Annotated in this window: 15 protein-coding genes and 1 tRNA gene; 8 read left to right on the forward strand and 8 right to left on the reverse strand. The window is 60.7% G+C overall.

The features are described 5' to 3' along the window. Positions 1-34: 34 nt before the first annotated feature. Complete coding sequence (locus HCZ87_RS02245) at positions 35-835, reverse strand: DUF4198 domain-containing protein (protein ID WP_167642145.1); 801 nt, start codon at positions 833-835, stop codon at positions 35-37. A gap of 64 nt (positions 836-899) precedes the next feature. Between HCZ87_RS02245 and HCZ87_RS02250 the strand changes: the two genes are divergently transcribed. Then, entirely contained in the window at positions 900-1,982 is a 1,083-nt protein-coding gene (locus HCZ87_RS02250; protein WP_254868495.1) for a HupE/UreJ family protein, read from the forward strand. A 13-nt stretch (positions 1,983-1,995) separates the two neighbouring features. Here the strand turns inward: HCZ87_RS02250 and HCZ87_RS02255 are convergent, their stop codons facing one another. Then, on the reverse strand, positions 1,996-2,628 hold the full coding sequence (locus HCZ87_RS02255; RefSeq protein WP_167642146.1) for a thiamine phosphate synthase: 633 nt from the start codon (positions 2,626-2,628) through the stop codon (positions 1,996-1,998). Positions 2,629-2,785: 157 nt separating this feature from the next. Here HCZ87_RS02255 and HCZ87_RS02260 point away from each other — a divergent pair, with 157 nt between their 5' ends. From HCZ87_RS02260 to HCZ87_RS02270, 3 genes are all read left to right on the forward strand, one after another. Continuing rightward, positions 2,786-3,535, forward strand: coding sequence for an RNA methyltransferase (locus tag HCZ87_RS02260; RefSeq protein ID WP_167642147.1), 750 nt, complete (start codon positions 2,786-2,788; stop codon positions 3,533-3,535). Between the two features lie 63 nt (positions 3,536-3,598). Continuing rightward, positions 3,599-4,744, forward strand: a complete 1,146-nt coding sequence (ctaA, locus tag HCZ87_RS02265) for a heme A synthase (RefSeq protein WP_167642148.1) — start codon at positions 3,599-3,601, stop codon at positions 4,742-4,744. A gap of 5 nt (positions 4,745-4,749) precedes the next feature. Continuing rightward, positions 4,750-6,219: a carboxypeptidase M32 gene (locus HCZ87_RS02270; RefSeq protein WP_167642149.1), complete on the forward strand. Its 1,470-nt coding sequence runs from the start codon at positions 4,750-4,752 to the stop codon at positions 6,217-6,219. Positions 6,220-6,289: 70 nt separating this feature from the next. Here the strand turns inward: HCZ87_RS02270 and HCZ87_RS02275 are convergent, their stop codons facing one another. Both HCZ87_RS02275 and gyrA read right to left on the reverse strand, forming a co-directional pair. Beyond that, positions 6,290-6,640 carry a DUF6614 family protein gene (locus HCZ87_RS02275; protein ID WP_167642150.1) on the reverse strand — a complete coding sequence of 117 codons (351 nt, stop codon included), beginning with the start codon at positions 6,638-6,640 and terminating at the stop codon, positions 6,290-6,292. A 128-nt stretch (positions 6,641-6,768) separates the two neighbouring features. Further along, complete coding sequence (gene gyrA, locus HCZ87_RS02280) at positions 6,769-9,504, reverse strand: DNA gyrase subunit A (RefSeq protein WP_368484070.1); 2,736 nt, start codon at positions 9,502-9,504, stop codon at positions 6,769-6,771. 191 nt (positions 9,505-9,695) lie between these two features. Here gyrA and HCZ87_RS02285 point away from each other — a divergent pair, with 191 nt between their 5' ends. Both HCZ87_RS02285 and pgl read left to right on the forward strand, forming a co-directional pair. Further along, the gene (locus HCZ87_RS02285) at positions 9,696-9,965 is read left to right on the forward strand and encodes an usg protein (RefSeq protein WP_167642152.1); all 270 of its coding nucleotides are present in this window, start codon (positions 9,696-9,698) and stop codon (positions 9,963-9,965) included. A 120-nt stretch (positions 9,966-10,085) separates the two neighbouring features. Beyond that, positions 10,086-10,757, forward strand: coding sequence for a 6-phosphogluconolactonase (pgl, locus tag HCZ87_RS02290; protein ID WP_167642153.1), 672 nt, complete (start codon positions 10,086-10,088; stop codon positions 10,755-10,757). Positions 10,758-10,784: 27 nt separating this feature from the next. On the opposite strand, the gene HCZ87_RS02295 is transcribed toward pgl, so the two are convergent. The 4 genes from HCZ87_RS02295 to HCZ87_RS02310 form a co-directional block, all read right to left on the reverse strand. Then, entirely contained in the window at positions 10,785-11,261 is a 477-nt protein-coding gene (locus tag HCZ87_RS02295) for a thioesterase family protein (protein WP_167642154.1), read from the reverse strand. A gap of 95 nt (positions 11,262-11,356) precedes the next feature. Further along, positions 11,357-11,430: transfer RNA gene (locus tag HCZ87_RS02300), tRNA-Gly, on the reverse strand. Between the two features lie 66 nt (positions 11,431-11,496). Next, a complete protein-coding gene (locus HCZ87_RS02305) occupies positions 11,497-13,539 on the reverse strand; it encodes an ASKHA domain-containing protein (RefSeq protein WP_167642155.1) in 2,043 nt (680 codons plus the stop codon). Between the two features lie 98 nt (positions 13,540-13,637). Beyond that, complete coding sequence (locus HCZ87_RS02310; RefSeq protein WP_167642156.1) at positions 13,638-14,807, reverse strand: CaiB/BaiF CoA-transferase family protein; 1,170 nt, start codon at positions 14,805-14,807, stop codon at positions 13,638-13,640. Positions 14,808-14,994: 187 nt separating this feature from the next. Here HCZ87_RS02310 and guaB point away from each other — a divergent pair, with 187 nt between their 5' ends. After that, positions 14,995-16,443 carry an IMP dehydrogenase gene (gene guaB, locus HCZ87_RS02315; protein WP_167642157.1) on the forward strand — a complete coding sequence of 483 codons (1,449 nt, stop codon included), beginning with the start codon at positions 14,995-14,997 and terminating at the stop codon, positions 16,441-16,443. 33 nt (positions 16,444-16,476) lie between these two features. Continuing rightward, positions 16,477-17,652 carry an RsmB/NOP family class I SAM-dependent RNA methyltransferase gene (locus tag HCZ87_RS02320; protein ID WP_167642158.1) on the forward strand — a complete coding sequence of 392 codons (1,176 nt, stop codon included), beginning with the start codon at positions 16,477-16,479 and terminating at the stop codon, positions 17,650-17,652. The last annotated feature ends 40 nt before the right edge of the window (positions 17,653-17,692 follow it).

Below are 17,692 nucleotides of genomic sequence, written 5' to 3' on the forward strand. Positions count from 1 at the left end.
GATCTCTTGCCGCCTTTCGCGGTCTGCCGCAAGCCTATTCCGATACCGCAAACGTAAGCGCGGCCCAATAGGTCTGCCAAAGCGCATCGGAGCCTGTGGGGGCAGGCGCAAAACTGACCGCATCCAGCAGGTAGCTGTGTCCGGGATGGACCTGAAAGGTCAGTTGCCCCAGATCATCGGTTTGCATTTTTTCGGTCGTGACCACCGCCTCTGCGTCCTTTTCAAACAGGGTCACGGTGGCGCGCGGCAAGGGCTGGTTGTCCAGCCGCAGTTCCACCTGCATGTCATGAGTAAATTCAGGGGCGTAAGGGTTTGTGACTGCGATAAATTCGGTTTTCAGCCCAAAGGCATGATCCGCGCCACTCCCGTCCCCGATGGCGATCAGAGACTTCACATGGCGGCTGTAGCTCTCGGTAAAATCTTGCTCCGGCCAGCTGTTGCCCTGATGCGTATCCAGGACTTCGGGGCTGCCTTTATCCTCGGCAAAGTGGCGAAACTTTTCCCAATCCGTATAGGTGATCGTGCTTGGCGTGGTTTCATGCACGATGACCAGCAGCCCGGGGGAAAACCCTTCGCTGTGAAAGGCGGGGAAATCCCCTATGCGGCCCTCATAGGACGAGACATCACCGTTCAGGCTGTAGTCAAACCGGGCGGTGGTCTTGGGAAGATAGGGCAGCGTGATGCCGGAAAACTGTTGCCCATTGCGCAGATCCGCTGCCACATAGCTATCAGCAGCAAAAGAATAAGGCGCGGCATCCAGCCAGAATTCATGCGCCAGAGCGGAGGACGCAGAGGTGATCAACAACAGGCCAAGCCCGGAGCGGAGAGGTTTCATACGCAGTCGTTGCCTTGTTTCTGGTCCGTTACGGGCGCTGCTTCAGGTTTTTGTAGCGCTCTGTTTGCTGGTCGGAACCCAGTCCCCGCTGCGCGCGCATGAGCTGTCCCCGACGGTCATTGATTTTCGCGTTATTGACGGCCAGCTTGCCATGGGAATTCGTCTGAACCTAGAGGCATTTGCCGCAGGTATGGATCTCGATGCGGTGGTGAACACGGATACCGCCGAAGAGGTCGAGGCCTATCAGGGCTTGCGCGCGCTGTCGCCGTCTGACCTGCGCCCCCATGCCATCGCCTTTGCCGAGACCTGGCTGCCGAAGCTGAGGATCGAGGCCGCCACGCCCTTGGTGCTGCGGTTGGAGGAGCTGGAGATCCCGCCGGTTGGCGATATGGAGCTGCCCCGGGCCAGCACCCTGCTTGTTGCGGCGGACCTGCCCGCCGGTGCACAACACCTGACCTTTCACTGGCCGGATCGCTCCGGCGGTATGGTTCTGCGCCAACATGATGTTGCGCAGCCCTATACCGGCTATTTGCTGAGCGGTGAGAGCTCCCCCGAGGTTCCGATCCGGGGCGGCGCGCAGATGACTGCGCGCCAAGCCTTTGTGGATTATATCCCCGTCGGTTTTGAGCACATCCTGCCCAAAGGTCTGGATCATATCCTTTTCGTGCTGGGGCTGTTTTTCTTCAGCTCCCGCCTGAAGCCGCTGTTGTGGCAGGGGAGCGCCTTCACCCTGGCGCATACGATCACACTGGCCATGGCGACCACCGGCGTGGTGCGGGTGAGCCCGGCCATTGTCGAGCCGCTGATCGCGGCCTCGATCACGGTTGTGGCGCTTGAGAATATCTTTGTGCGGCGGCTGCATCCCTGGCGGCCGATCATCATCTTCTGCTTTGGGCTTTTGCACGGATTGGGCTTTGCCTCGGTGCTCGGCGAGTTTGGCATCCCTTCGGCGCAGCTGCTGCCCGCCTTGCTGGGCTTTAACGTCGGGGTGGAGCTGGGACAGCTGACGGTGATCGCCATCGCCTATGCGCTGGTCGGATTCTGGTTCGGCAAACATCCAAAATACCGGGGTCGCGTGGCGATCCCGGCTTCGGCGACCATCGCCGCAATTGGCGCCTATTGGTTTGTGGAGCGCGTCTTCTGGTAGGCAGGGACGGGCGTCAGCCCATCGCGGCCTGGAGCTTTTTCAGCGCCGCGACGGGATCTTCCTCGCGCCAGATCTCTTCGCCCAGGGCAAAGAAATCGGTATAGGGGGTAACCTCACGGATCACGTCGCTGGTCAGGCCACCCTCGGCAACGATCGGAACTTCGATCATTTCCGACCACCACTGGAACAGCTCCAGCTCGGCCTTGGCGCCATCGCCCAGCCCGGAGGCCCCCACGGGGCCGAAACAGACGTAATCCGCGCCGGCCTCGCCTGCGGTGATGCCTTCGTGACGTGAGGCACCACAGAAACACCCGACAATCGCATCCGGCCCCAGCGCCTTGCGCGCGGTGCGCACGGATTTTGAGGAATCCGACAGGTGGACGCCATCCAGCCCCAGACGCTCCGCCAGGATTTGATGGTCAGAGATTACCAGCGCGATGTCGCGCGCATGGGTCACCTCGCGCAGCGCGTCAGCGGCGCGGCTGAGGGTATCCTCGTCGCGGCTCACCAGATCCAGGCGCACGCAGGCGATTTCAATCTCGTCCAGAACGCGGGCCAGCTGGCCGGGGAATTGTCCCAGCTCAAAGCTCGGCGGCGTGACGAGGTAAATCTGCGGCTGCTCCGGTGTCTGCTCTGCGCTGTCCATTGTCAGGGCTCCTGTTGGCATGATTGGCGGGTATTTACCCGAAATCGCGCATAACGCAAGGATCACGGAGGAGATTGGCCGACTTTCCACCGCCGCAAGGCTTGCCCCATCGCGGCACAGACAGTAAGGCAGATGCGATTTTCCCGGAGTATGCCTGATGCCCACTGACCGCCCCCAACCTCACTTTGTGCTCGTGCGCCCGCAGATGGGCGAGAACATCGGCGGGGCCGCCCGGGCCATGTGGAACTTTGGCCTTGACCGGATGCGCCTTGTGGCGCCGCGCGATGGTTGGCCGAACCCCAAATCCGTCGCCATGGCCTCGGGGGCCGGGCGTCTGCTGGACGAGGCGCAGCTGGCGCAGGACCTGCCGGAGGCGCTGGCCGATTGCACCTATGTCTTTGCCACCACCGCCCGGCCGCGCGAGCTGACCAAACCGGTATTCAGCCCCGAAGGCGCGATGAAGAAAGCCGCAGAACTCCTTGGCAAAGGAGAGAAAGTTGCGGTCCTGTTCGGCCCAGAGCGCGCCGGTCTGGAAAACGACGATATCGCCAAGGCCAATGCCATCATCACCGTTCCGGTGAACCCGGAGTTCGCCTCGCTGAACCTTGCGCAATGTGTGCTGCTGACTGCCTATGAATGGCGTCGCCAACAAGACAGCGTCGCGGATGAAACCTATGAGATCGGTAAATCCGACTGGGCGACCAACCAGGAAATCGAGGCGCTGGTCACCCATTACGAGGACCGGCTGAGCGAGGCCGGCTATTTTTTCCCGCCCGAAAAGGCGCCGGGCATGAAAACCGTATTTCGCAACCTCTGGAGCCGCATGCCGCTGACCCGGGCCGATGTGCAGATGCTGCATGGGGTGATGCGACAGATGGTCCGTTGGAAGAACCACGGTAAGGACTAACTCCTGCTGGACCTTTCGCTCCCGAAATCCTAGCGTCCCGCCAGATGAAGATGTGAGGCCAAGATGAGCAATCGCACGATTTTTGAGGAAGTTTCCTCGGACACCAAACAGAACGCCAGCCCAACGCCGGGTGGCATTGATCGCGGGCGTGGCGGTGCGCGTAAGGCGATCCGCATCTGGCTGGCCGTGATGTTCACGATGGTCGTGGCAATGATCGCCGTGGGCGGGCTGACGCGGCTGACGGACTCGGGCCTCTCGATCACCGAATGGCGTCCGGTGACCGGTGCCTTGCCGCCCATGACTGAGGCGGCCTGGCAAGCAGAGTTCGAGAAATACCAACAGATCGACCAGTACCATCTGTTGAACAAATGGATGGAACTGTCTGACTTTAAACAGATCTATTGGTGGGAGTGGGGCCACCGCCAATTGGGCCGCGTGATCGGCCTTGTCTGGGCGCTTGGCTATCTCGGCTTCCTGGTGACGCGCAATATCCCAGCCGGATGGGCGGGACGGCTGTTGTTGCCCGGTGTGCTTGGTGCGGCGCAAGGCGCGATCGGTTGGTGGATGGTGTCCTCTGGGGTGACGCAGGGCGAAGGCATGACCTCCGTGGCCTCCTACCGGCTCGCGACCCATCTGGGACTTGCTTTTGTTATCTTGGGTTACCTGGCATGGTTCATGTTCATGCTGGGCCGGGAAGAGCGCGATCTGATGCAGGCGCGCCGCCTGAAAGAGGCCAAGCTCTTTGGCCTCAGCACCGGACTGCTGCATTTTGCCTTCCTGCAAATCCTGCTCGGTGCATTGGTTGCCGGGATCGACGCGGGCCGATCGTATACCGACTGGCCGCTGATGGCCGGGCAAATCCTGCCGCCCAAGCCCTTCATGATCGAGCCAATTTGGAAAAATTTCTTTGAAAATCCAGCCTTGGTGCAGTTTATTCACCGTGTCAGCGGCTATCTCCTCTATGTCTTTGCCATTGTCGTCTGGCTGCGCGGACGGCGCAGCGCCCATGCGGCGACCCGCTTTGCCTTTAACGCTGTCATCGCGGTGCTCAGCCTCCAGGTGGCGATCGGCATTGTGACCGTTCTGACCGCAGCGCCGGTTGAAATCGCCATTGTGCACCAGGTGACGGCCGTGGTTGTCTGGGTATTGATCCTGCGCGCCCGTTTCTTGGCGGCCTATCCCCGGACAACCTCTATCAAAGGGCATTAAATCACATGAACTCTTTTGACGAACTGATTGCGTTTGAACGTGAAACCCAGGCGCTGGGTCAAATCTCCGGGCGTTTGGGTTGGGATCAGGAAACGATGATGCCACGCGGCGCGGCGCCGCAACGTGGCGAGGAAATGGCCGCGCTCGAAGGTGTCTTGCACGCCCGCCGCTCTGATCCGCGCATCAAGGACTGGCTGAACAGCGCCGAGGCCCCGGACGAGGCCGGCGCCGCGCAACTGCGCGAGATTCGTCGCAGCTATGACCGTGCGGTCAAGGTGCCCGGCGCGCTGGCCAGCCGCATCGCGCGGGTCACCTCCGAGGCACAAGGCAAATGGGCCCAGGCCCGCGCGGACGAGGATGTTGCCGCCTTCCTGCCGGTTCTGGCAGAGGTCGTGGTGTTGAAGCGCGAAGAAGGCCACGCCCTGGCCGCGGGTGGCAACCTCTATGACGCGATGGTCGCGGATTACGAACAGGGCACAACCTCCGAAGATATCGCGAAAATCTTTGACGCGATGCGTCCAGGTCTGGTGGATTTGCGTGCGCGTGTTCTGGAGAAAGCGACACCAAAGGGCGTGAGCGGTCAGTTTGACGAGGCCGCCCAGATGAAGCTGGCCCGCAAGATCGCAAAGGTCTTTGGCTACGACATGCAGCACGGCCGGGTCGATAAGGCAGTGCATCCCTTTAGCTCCGGCAGCGGTCTCGATGTGCGGATCACCACCCGCACCAGTGCCGAGGATCCGTTTAACTGCATCTATTCGACCATTCACGAGGTCGGCCACGCCGCCTATGAGCAGAATATTGATCGGGCCTATCTTCTGACCGCGCTGGGGCGTGGTGTGTCGATGGGGGTGCATGAAAGCCAGAGTCGGATCTATGAGAACCAGCTTGGCCGCAGCCGTGCCTTTACCGGTTGGCTGTTTAAGGAGATGACCGATCTCTTTGGCGATATTGGGATTTCTTCGGCTGAAGCCTTCTATGCTGCGGTGAACCGGGTGCAAAACGGCTACATTCGGACCGAGGCGGATGAATTGCAGTATAATCTGCACATCATGCTGCGCTTCGATCTGGAACGTGCCTTGATGCAAGGCGATCTGGAGGTTCAAGACCTGGAAGCCGCCTGGAATGATCGCTTCCTGGCAGATTTTGGCTATGCTGTGGACAAGCCCTCAAACGGCTGTTTGCAGGATGTGCATTGGTCGGTTGGCTTGTTTGGGTACTTCCCGACCTACGCGCTTGGCAATGTCTACGCGGGCTGCCTGTTTGAGACCCTGCGCCGTGATGTTCCTGAGCTGGACGCGCAGCTTGCTGCCGGTGATACCAGCTTTGCGACTGGCTGGCTGCGTGACAATCTTCAGCAGTTTGGTAGCCTTCGCGCCCCTCGCGCGACGATCCAGCATGCTTCTGGTCAACAGCCTGACCACGCACCGCTGATGGGATATCTGGAGAGAAAATTCTCTGATATCTATGGTTTGTAAGGCGAACGTAGCGATATTCGAAACACAGAAGCCCGGGTGTTTTACCCGGGCTCTTTATTGAATAGGGTCGCTAGATCAACGCCATTCGTTCGGCGCGCTCAGGATCTGGGAACGGTCGGTAAAGACCGAAATCCGCCCGGGCGATCAGCGCACGTACGTTGGCATAGAGCCGCTCGACCTCCTCGTCATGTTCGCCCAGAATGCGAAAGGCTTGGTCGAGCTGAGTCAGGTTATCGAACTGGATTTCCAACAGGAAATCCTTGCAGGAGTCGCTGGCGAGGTTGAGCTTGCGACGCAGCAAACGCCAGCCTTTGATCGCTTGCCGCCCCTTGAGATATTCCATCCATTGTTCCACGGCACTCGCAAAGGCCAGCGCCTTGGCCTCGTGTGCGAGATCAATCTGGCAATGATAGAGGTTCATCTGTCGCTCCTCCGAACTCGATAACTCCTGCGATGAACAGGATGGGCGACAAAGATGTGGGAAGCGTAAATAAAACGCCGCCCTGGTCTGCAAGGCGGCGTTTCAATTTAGATAACTCGTGTAAAAGATTATTCTTCCACGGTTTCGTCGTCACCACTATCGGCGATCCACGCGACCGAGACGACCTCTTCGCCCTTGCCGGTGTTGAAGATTTTGACACCACCAGCAGAGCGCGAGCGGAAGGAAATGCCATCCACCGGCACCCGGATGGACTGCCCCTTGGAGGTGGCGAGCATGATCTGATCATCCAGTTCGACCGGGAAGGACGCAACAAGCGCGCCACCGCGCATCGCCTTATCCATCGCGGTGACACCCATGCCACCACGTCCGCGAACCGGATAATCGTGGCTGGACGAGAGCTTACCAGACCCACCTGATGTAATCGTCAGGATCAGGTTCTCGGCAGCCGACATTTCGGCAAAGAGCTCGTTGGAGAAATTCGGATCCTCCAGCGCATCCTCATCCGAGGCATCTTCGTCGGTCAGCCCAGCCATGGCGCGGCGCATTTTCAGATAGGTGGTGCGCTGTTCGGGCGTGTATTTGCTGTGGCGGATCACCGACATGGAAACGACCTCATCCTCGTCGCCGAGCTTGATCCCACGCACGCCGACCGAGTTGCGCGAATTGAACACCCGCACTTCGGTGGTGGGGAAGCGGATCGCGCGGCCGGTGTTGGTCACCAGCATGATGTCGTCCTCTTCGGAACAGATGCGCGCATTGATCAGTTTGGTGTCGGCGTTCTCGTCGTCGAACTTCATCGCGATCTTGCCGTTACGCATCACATTTGTGAAGTCTGACAAACGGTTACGGCGCACAGTTCCAGCAGATGTCGCAAACATGATTTGCAGATCGTTCCACTCTTCCTCGGCGCGGTCGACAGGCATGATCGCCGCGATGGATACCCCGGTTGGGATCGGCAGGATATTGACGATCGCCTTGCCCTTGGAGGTCCGTCCACCCTGCGGCAGGCGCCAGGTCTTGAGCTTGTAGACCATGCCGTCTGTGGTGAAGAACAAGAGCTGCGTATGGGTATTGGCCACAAACAGCGTTGTCACCACGTCTTCTTCCTTGGTCTGCATGCCAGAGAGGCCCTTGCCGCCACGCTTTTGCGCCCGGAAATCAGCCAGCGGAGTCCGTTTGATATAGCCGCCAGAGGTCACGGTCACCACCATGTCCTCGCGCTCGATCAGATCCTCGTCCTCCATGTCGCCCGACCAGTCGACGATTTCGGTGCGACGGGGGACAGCGAAGTTCTCTTTTACCTCGCTGAGCTCCTCTGCGATGATGGCCATGATCCGTTCGCGCGAAGACAGGATCTCCAAGTATTCCTTGATCTTTGCAGCGAGTTCTTCAAGCTCGTCCGTGACCTCTTTGACACCCAGTTGGGTCAACCGTTGCAACCGCAACTCCAGGATCGCGCGCGCCTGGGCCTCGGACAGGTTGTAGGTCCCGTCGTCATTCATCGTATGGGTCGGATCGTCGATCAGGCGGATGTAGCCAGCAATTTCGGCGGCGGGCCAGCGACGGGTCATCAGCTTGTGGCGGGCCTCGGCGGCATCGGCGGAGGAACGGATGGTGGCAACCACCTCATCCACATTGGACACAGCCACCGCCAAACCGCAGAGGATATGGCTCCGCTCGCGCGCCCTGCGCAGCAGATAGGCCGTGCGGCGCGCAACAACATCCTCGCGGAAGTCTATGAAAGACGTAAGGAATTTGCGCAGCGTCAATTGCTCGGGGCGACCGCCGTTCAGCGCCAGCATGTTGCAGCCAAAGGAGGTCTGCATCGGTGTAAAGCGATAGAGCTGGTTCAGCACCACCTCGGCGGTGGCGTCCCGTTTCAGCTCGACCACCACACGCACGCCGTTGCGGTCGGATTCATCCTGCACGTGAGCGACGCCTTCGATACGCTTTTCACGCACTTGCTCGGCGATCTTCTCGATCATGGAGGCTTTGTTCACCTGATAGGGAATCTCATCCACAACAATGGCGTAGCGGTCTTTCCTAATCTCCTCGACGCGGGTCTTTGCCCGGATGATGACGCTGCCACGCCCCTCCAGGTAAGCCTTGCGCGCGCCAGAACGACCCAGCATCAGAGCGCCGGTCGGAAAGTCCGGGCCAGGCACGTATTCGATCAACTGCTCAGACGTAAGATCGGGGTCTTCGATCAGCGCCAGAGTCGCGTCGATGACCTCGCCAAGGTTATGCGGCGGGATATTGGTGGCCATACCGACGGCGATACCGCCAGCGCCATTGACCAGCATGTTCGGGAAGCGCGCGGGCAGGACGGTGGGTTCCTTGTCCTTGCCGTCGTAGTTGTCTTGGAAATCAACGGTTTCCTTGTCAATATCCGCCAGCATAAAGGCCGCAGGCTTGTCCATGCGGACCTCGGTATAGCGCATGGCGGCGGGGTTATCGCCATCCATGGAGCCGAAGTTGCCCTGACCATCGAGCAGCGGCAGCGACATTGAGAAATCCTGCGCCATCCGCACCAGCGCGTCGTAGATCGCGCTGTCGCCGTGAGGGTGGTATTTACCCATCACATCGCCGACGGGACGCGCAGATTTGCGATAGGATTTATCGTGGCTGTTCCCCGTCTCATGCATCGCATAGAGGATGCGGCGGTGCACGGGTTTCAGCCCGTCGCGCAGATCCGGGATCGCGCGGCTGACGATGACCGACATCGCATAATCGAGGTACGATGTCCGCATCTCGGATTCGATGGACACACTGGGGCCATCGTAAACTGCCCGCTCCGGTGTGTTTTCATCAGGATTTTCAGGGGTTTCCGGCGTATCGCTCACGTTGGCTGTCCGCTTCTCTTGGGGATCTATATATTGTGTGAACACCTTATCAGACTGGGCATATGACGTGCAAGCAAGCAGCTCCCATTCCGGTGGCAGCCAGCGGGTCTATCTGCTAACAGGCTGATTTAGCTGAAAATTTACCTGTCGTATGTAGGCTGGTCGGGTCGATCAGTGAATGGAGGACCAAAATGGACCCGTCTGCAACCGAATTGATGCTCAAGGGCTATGGGCTCACCACGGCGGAATTCACCTACCACATGCCAGATTTCGCCCATGTGCTGAACACCTTTGTCTGGCAGGACTATGACCTGGCTCCCGATCATCCGCGGCTGTTTTCCTTTATTGACTACTGGCGAGAGGAAATCGAAGGGCCGCTGCATCACGTGCGATTTTCGCATCGCAAACAAATGTCCAGCGGCGAGTGGCGCAATGTGGTCGGCGAATTCTACCTGAACTAGCTGACTCGTGACGCGCCTTGCCGTTCTTCATGCCCTTGGCCTCTCGCGCAACCTGTGACAGACTCCGCCCAATGGTGAATACCTTCGGCGAGCGCCGTCTTAGGTTTGAGGAGCAAGTCCATGAATTTAAATGAGTACCCGGATAGGGAGATGCTATCCATTTCGGTTGCGAACCGAATTGCGGGTGATCTGAAAAACCACCTGTTGCGCCATGGGCGGGCCGCGATCGCGGTCGCGGGCGGAACCTCGCCGGGGCCGATCTTTGATGATCTCTGCGCGGCGGAGCTCGATTGGGAAAACGTCTGCGTCATGGCCTCTGACGAGCGTTGGGTGCCAGAGGACAGCGAGCGCTCCAATGCTCGGCTCATCCGCGAGCGTCTGCTGACCAATCGCGCGGCGCGGGCGGAATTCCTGCCGTTCTTTACCAACGGGATGGAGCCGGACGAGGCGATCGAGCCGCTGTCGGCCAAGGTGCGTGCGCAGGGCAATCTGGCAGTGGCGTTGCTGGGCATGGGCAATGATATGCATACGGCCTCGCTGTTTCCCGGCGTCGCCGGTCTGGCGGAGGCCTTGTCGCCCGATGCACCCGAGGTCGCCGTGATGCGCCCGGACAGCCAGCCAGAGGCGCGGATTTCGCTTACGGCGCGGGTCTTGGACGGCGCCATGGCCAAGCACCTGGTGATCTTTGGTGATGAGAAACGCGCGGCGCTGGAGCGGGCCGTGAGCCTGCCGCCGGAAGAGGCGCCCGTTCAGGCGGTTCTGTCAGAATGTCAGGTTCACTGGGCGCCGTAACTTGTTGGCCAAAAAGGTAAATCGCGACTAGGATTCGTCCGTCGCACCGTCTAGGTCAATAAACTGTTGCCGCAGGCTGTCCGGGATGGGGTAGCCTGCGCTGCCATCCGGGGTGCGAAAGACCATAACCCCAACCATGCTCGCGCGCAGATCACCGGACCAGATTTGCTGCTCCAGCGTGTAGGACGTGCGGCGGAAGGACAGAACCCGCGCCGTGGTCATATAGCTTTCCCCGAGCACCATTTCTTTGATGTAGTGAATATCCGCATTGCGGACCACGTGCCGCGGCAGGGCATCGAGGTCGAAATGTTCGAGGAAGAAGTCGTTGAAATACTGAACCCGGAGTGCCTCGAACCAATCAAGGTACGCCTTGTTGTTCACATGATGCAGGAGGTCGATTTCAGAAAACCGCACCCGATCCGCCATCGCCATAGGGGCGGGCAGCGACAGGCCATAGGAGAGTTGCTCGGCAGGGTTCAACGGGGTGAGAAAACGTGCATCCATGAGGGTGAGGTAAGACGGCTTGTCTTCGGGCGCAACAGCGAATTGCGCGGCAAAGGGGCCGAAGATTGCATGTGACGTTACGATCCGAGGAGTGTTGGAGCGGGTAGCGGGAATCGAACCCGCGCCAAGAGCTTGGGAAGCTCGTGTGATACCATTTCACCATACCCGCGCAGGCAGAGCTTTATGCGGCGGCGCCAAGATCGTCAAGAGCGCCGCCACGGTTTTCTGCATGCGATCAGCGCCGCCGACGCCGCCGACCGCCAGCGCTGTCGCCATCGCCGCCACCAGTGTTGAAAGACACATCCGGCAGGCTCACCACGGAGTTTAGAATCGGGAAGGGTTCGGCGGAGTTCGGAATGGCGGAAGCATTGACAAAATGCTCCTGAAAACGCGGCTCTACGGCGGTTTCGATCTTCTCGATCTTGCGCACCGTGTCCTCGATTTCACTGCGAGCGTTGGTGTTCAGAAGCGCGATCCGGGCCCCTGTACCAGCGGCATTGCCGGCGCTGGTCACCTTGTCGATGGGACAATCGGGAATCATGCCCAATACCATCGCGTGTTTGGCGGAGATATGCGCGCCAAAGGCTCCGGCCAGGACCACGCGATCCACCTTATCGACGCCGAATTTGTCCATCAGCAGACGCGCACCGGAATAGAGCGCCGCCTTTGCCATCTGGATCGCACGAATGTCGGGATTGGTGACGGTGATGCGCGGTCCGCCCTCGGCCGAGCCGTCCCAGAGCAGATAGGAGTTGGTGCGCCCCTCGGAGATACAGCGACTGGTGCCGGTCTGTTCGGCAGAGCCAATAAGCCCAGAGGCATCCAACACCCCGGCCAGGCGCATCTCGGCGATGGCCTCGATAATGCCGGAGCCACAAATGCCGGAAATTCCGATACTTGCGATGCTTTCTTCAAATCCGGCGTCGGTGGACCAGAGATCGGAGCCGATCACCTTGAAGCGCGGCTCCTTGGTGGCGGGATTAATCTCGACCCGCTCGATCGCACCCGGCGCGGCGCGCTGGCCGGAGGAGATTTGCGCGCCTTCAAACGCAGGCCCGGTGGGAGAAGAACACGCAAGAACTTTTTCCTTGTTTCCCAACAGGATCTCGGCATTTGTTCCCACGTCGACGACCAAGACGAGGTCTTCGGATTTGTCGGGCGCCTCGGAGAGCGCAACCGCCGCCGCATCGGCACCAACATGGCCAGCGATGCAGGGCAACAGGTAAATCCGACCGGCGGGATGGATCTGTAGGCCCAGATCGCGGGCCTCAAGTGACAGCGAGTCAGAGGTTGCAAGCGCAAAGGGTGCCTGACCCAGCTCAAAGGGATCAATGCCGAGAAACAGGTGGTGCATCACCGGGTTGCAGACAAAAACCGCTTCCATGATCAGCTCGCGCGGCACCTCGGCCTCGTCGCAAAGCTGACCAAACAGCGTGTTCATGCCCTCGCGCACGGCCCGGGTCATCTCCAGGTCGCCGCCTTTGTTCATCATCGCATAGGAGACGCGGCTCATCAGATCTTCGCCAAAGCGGATCTGCGGGTTCATGATGCCGGAGGAGGCCATGACCTCGCCGGTTTTCATGTCACACATATGGGCCGCGATGGTGGTGGAGCCTAGATCGACGGCAAGCCCGTAGAAACTCCCCTCGTAGAGACCCGGCCAGATATGCATGATGCGCGGCGGCTGCGTGGTATCGCCCTGATGCACAGCGACAGTGACCTTCCAGCCGCCTTTGCGCAGCACCGGTTGTAGCGCGCGCAGAATGTGAAAGTCGGCTTTTACGCCTTTGATATCCCACTGGTTTTCCAGCGCGTCGCAGAGCCGCTCCAGATCGCCGCTGGGCTTGTGCATATCGGGCTCTTCGACCTCGATATAGCAGAGCCGGATCGAACTGTTCAGAACGATGTCGCGGGCCTCGGCGCGTTTGCGCACCACTTGTTTGTGGACCTGGCTTTCGGGCGGAACGTCGATCACGACGTCTTTTTGCACCTTGGCCTGACAGCCCAGGCGACGGCCATCAATCAGGCCACGCTTGTCCTTGTAGCGCTGCTCAACCGCGTTCCAGTCCGACAGGGCGTCCTCCTCAACGGTGACACCATGTTTGGAGAATTCGCCATATCCCGGGGTGATCTGGCATTTCGAGCAGATGCCGCGCCCGCCACAGACCGAGTCGAGATCCACACCCAGTTGCCGCGCCGCAGTCAGCACGGGGGTGCCAACAGGAAACCGGCCGCGCTTGCCAGATGGGGTGAACATAACAAGGGGATCGTTTGACATGCCTCTAGCCTTCATCTCTCGCTATTCATGCGGACCATATGTCACTTTTCGAAGTGAGAAAGGCAAGCACCGTCATTTCGTGGCTCAGGGGCGGCAAATCAGCGAATATTTGCGGCAGCTTGCTGCGTTGCGAGCCAGTCGAGGATGTCTTGTCGATCCTCATCCAGCTTTGGCGCCGGGCCACGGGTGCCGGGATCGGCCAGGGCGCTCATCTTGATCGGATTGCCCGCAGCCACATAGGCGGGCTGCCCAGCGCGGTCGAGCACATCAACCACCATGTTGCGTGCAAGGATCTGCGGGTCTTTCAGCACCTCGGCCACATTCTGGATTGGCCCCGTGGGGATGCCCGCGTCCGTCAGCAGGGAGATCCAATGCGCCTTGCTTTGGCCAAGTGTAACAGCTTCGATCAACCGTTTGAGAAGGCGCGCATTTTCACATCGCGCCGGATTGCTGGTAAAGCGGGGATCACCCGCCAGCGGCAGTTCCAGGGCCTCGCAGAGGCGCGCAAAAAGAACGTCATTTCCGGCGGCGATCACAAAGAGACCGTCCTCGGCGTGAAAGGTCTCAAACGGGGTGATCGACGGGTGGCGCGCGCCAGAGGGGCGCGGTGGTTCGCCGTTCACCGTGGTCATGGCGATGGCATGTTCCAGCAGCGCGAGCTGGCAATCGAGCATGGAGATGTCGATCTTCTGCCCGAGACTGGTTTGTGTGCGATGCAGCAGCGCCGCGAGAATCCCCTGCGCCAGAAACATTCCGGCGGCGATATCGCCGATCGAGGCGCCGACGCGCACCGGCTCCCGGTCGCGCTCGCCGGTGATCGACATGACGCCACCCCGGGCCTGCACCACCATGTCGTAGGCGGGGCGCTGGCTGTCAGGGCCGCTATGACCAAAGCCGGAAACCGCGCCGTAGATCAGCCTCGGATGCTTGGCATGAAGATCCTCCCAACCATAGCCGAGCCGCTCCATCACGCCAGGGCGATAGTTTTCAAGTATGATATCTGATTGCTCGACTAATTGTTCAAAAACAGCGCGATCATCGGTGTTCTTCAAGTCAAGCGCGATGCTCTGCTTGTCGTGGTTGATGGTCGCGAAATAGGCGCTCTCGCCATTCTTGAAGGGGGGGAAGCTGCGGGTGTCATCACCGGTGCCGGGGCGTTCGACCTTGATCACCCGGGCGCCGAGATCCGCCAGCGTCATCGAGGCATAGGGCCCCGCCAGCACATGGGTGAGGTCGAGGATAATCACTCCGTCAAGGGGCGCGCTCATGTGGGTCTCCGCAGCTTGGTGTCATCTGTGTCGTGCTATAGTCGCAGGATACGACAGTTCCTTGACCTATGTCAGGGCATCCGAGCAACTGCCGCGGCGCGGCGAAAAATGCCGGCGCCCTCTTTCCCCTTTGGTAGAACTGTGCAATAGGGTCACCGCCAAACGGTGTTTTGCATGGGGAAGACAGATGCAGATTCGTGAGGCTCTCACCTTTGACGATGTTTTGTTGGTTCCGGCCGCATCCAATGTCCTGCCGAGTACGGCGGATACACGCACGCGGGTGACCCGCGCCATCTCGCTCAATATCCCGCTGCTCAGCTCGGCCATGGATACGGTGACCGAGTCGCGCATGGCAATCACCATGGCGCAGGCGGGCGGGATGGGGGTGATCCACAAGAACCTCGACGCGGAAGAGCAGGCGCGCCAGGTGCGTCGGGTCAAGCGCTTTGAAAGCGGGATCGTCTACAACCCCATCACCCTGCGCGCCGATCAGACACTGGCCGATGCAAAGGCGCTGCAAGAGCGCTACCGCGTCACCGGCTTTCCGGTGGTGGACGAGGGCGGTCGGGTCGTGGGTATCGTGACCAATCGCGACATGCGCTTTGCCTCGGATGACAAGACGCCGGTCTCGGTGATGATGACCTCTGAAAACCTCGCCATGCTGCAAGAACCGGCCGAGCGCGAAGAGGCTAAATCCCTGATGCGGGCGCGGCGGATCGAAAAGCTGCTGGTGACCGACAAGAACGGCAAGCTGACCGGCTTGCTGACCCTCAAGGACAGTGAACAGGCGGTGCTGAACCCGACGGCCTGCAAGGACGATCTGGGCCGTCTCCGGGTGGCTGCGGCAAGTTCAGTGGGCGACAGCGGCTATGAACGGTCCGTCGCGCTCATCGAAGCGGGGGTTGACGTTGTGGTGATTGATACCGCCCATGGCCACTCTGCCGGGGTGATTGAAGCTGTCAAGCGGGTCAAGGCTTTGTCGCACGATGTTCAAGTCATTGCGGGCAATGTTGCCACCGGCGATGCAACCAAGGCGCTGATCGACGCGGGCGCGGATGCGGTCAAGGTCGGCATCGGGCCGGGCTCCATCTGCACCACCCGCATGGTGGCGGGCGTCGGCGTGCCGCAGCTGACCGCGATCATGGATTGCGCGCGGGCTGCGGGGGATACGCCGGTGATCGCCGATGGCGGCATCAAGTTCTCTGGCGATTTTGCCAAGGCCATCGCCGCGGGTGCGTCTTGCGCCATGGTGGGGTCGATGATCGCGGGCACCGATGAAAGCCCGGGCGAGGTGATCCTCTATCAGGGCCGGTCCTTCAAATCCTATCGGGGCATGGGGTCGATGGGCGCCATGGCGCGCGGCTCTGCGGATCGCTATTTCCAGAAAGACGCCGCCAGCGACAAGCTGGTGCCCGAAGGCATCGAAGGGCAGGTGCCCTATAAAGGGGCCGCAGGCGCGGTCATCCACCAGTTGGTGGGCGGTCTGCGTGCGGCGATGGGCTACACGGGCTGCGCGACGGTGGACGACATGCGCAGCAATTGCGAATTTGTGCGCATCACCGGCGCCGGTCTGAAAGAAAGCCATGTGCATGACGTGCAGATCACCCGCGAGTCGCCCAACTATCGGATCGGCTGAGGTGGCCCGGAGTGAACATGCGGGGGCAGCCCAATGACCCCCGCAGCGCGCGTTCAGGCGGCGATCGAAATTCTTGATGACATCCTTGGCGGGCAGGCGGCTGAAAAGGCGCTGACCAATTGGGGGCGTCGCAGCCGCTTTGCCGGTTCCAAAGATCGCGCCGCGGTGCGCGATCATGTGTTCCAGGCGTTGCGCTGTCAGCGCTCACATGCGGTGCTCGGCGGCAGTCTGAGCGGTCGCGGGCTGCTGATTGGCGCGCTGCGTGATCAGGGCATCGAGGTGGGCAGTCTCTTTACCGGCGAAGGTCATGCCCCTGCGCCGTTGAGCGAGGCGGAACAGGCCGAGCCGCGCAATTTCCAGAGCTCGGCAGAGGCGAAGGACATCCCGGAGTGGCTCTGGCCGCTGTTTTCGCGCAGCCTTGGCGATGAGGCGATTCCCGCAGCCGAGGCGCTGCGCAGTCGCGCGGCGGCCCATCTGCGGGTCAACCTGCGCAAAGCCAGTCGCGCGGAGGCAATCACGCGTCTGGCTGAGGAGGGTGTTGTCGCAGAGCCGCACGCCGCATCCGAGGCCGCACTGCTTGTCACCGAGGGCGCGCGGCGCATCAAGAATACCGAGAGCTATACGCTGGGCTTTGTGGAATTGCAGGACGCGGCCAGTCAGGCGGTCGTTGAGGCCCTGCCATTGCAAAGCGGCATGCGGGTGCTGGACTATTGCGCCGGCGGTGGTGGAAAATCCCTCGCGATGGCGATGCGGGAAGATCTGGCGCTTTATGCCCATGACGCCGCGCCGCGCCGCATGGCGGATATTCCTGCCCGGGCCGCGCGTGCCGGGGTCAAGATCACCTGTCTGACGCCCGAGGCGCTCGCGGCGCAGCCGCCGTTTGATCTGGTGCTCTGTGATGCGCCCTGTAGCGGTTCCGGTTCTTGGCGGCGTGACCCCGAGGGCAAATGGCGCCTGACCCAGGAGGGGCTGGATGAGCTGGTGCGCCTTCAGGCCGAGATCCTTGATCGGGCGGTCGCGCATGTGGCACCGGGCGGCTATCTGGCCTTTGCGACCTGCTCCATGCTGGAGGTCGAGAACGGCGCGCAATCGCGTGGCTTTCTGGACCGCCACCCCGGCTGGACAGCGGTGACTGAGGCGGCCTGGCGGGTTCATCAAGGGACGGACGGGTTCTATGTGAGCGTGTTCCAACGTCCACAAAGCGATTAATCTATTGGAAAGTGTTGCAATTCGGCCTTTCGGTTAACTC

It is taken from the genome of Phaeobacter sp. HF9A (assembly GCF_011806385.1).
Taxonomy (GTDB): Bacteria; Pseudomonadota; Alphaproteobacteria; order Rhodobacterales; family Rhodobacteraceae; genus Epibacterium.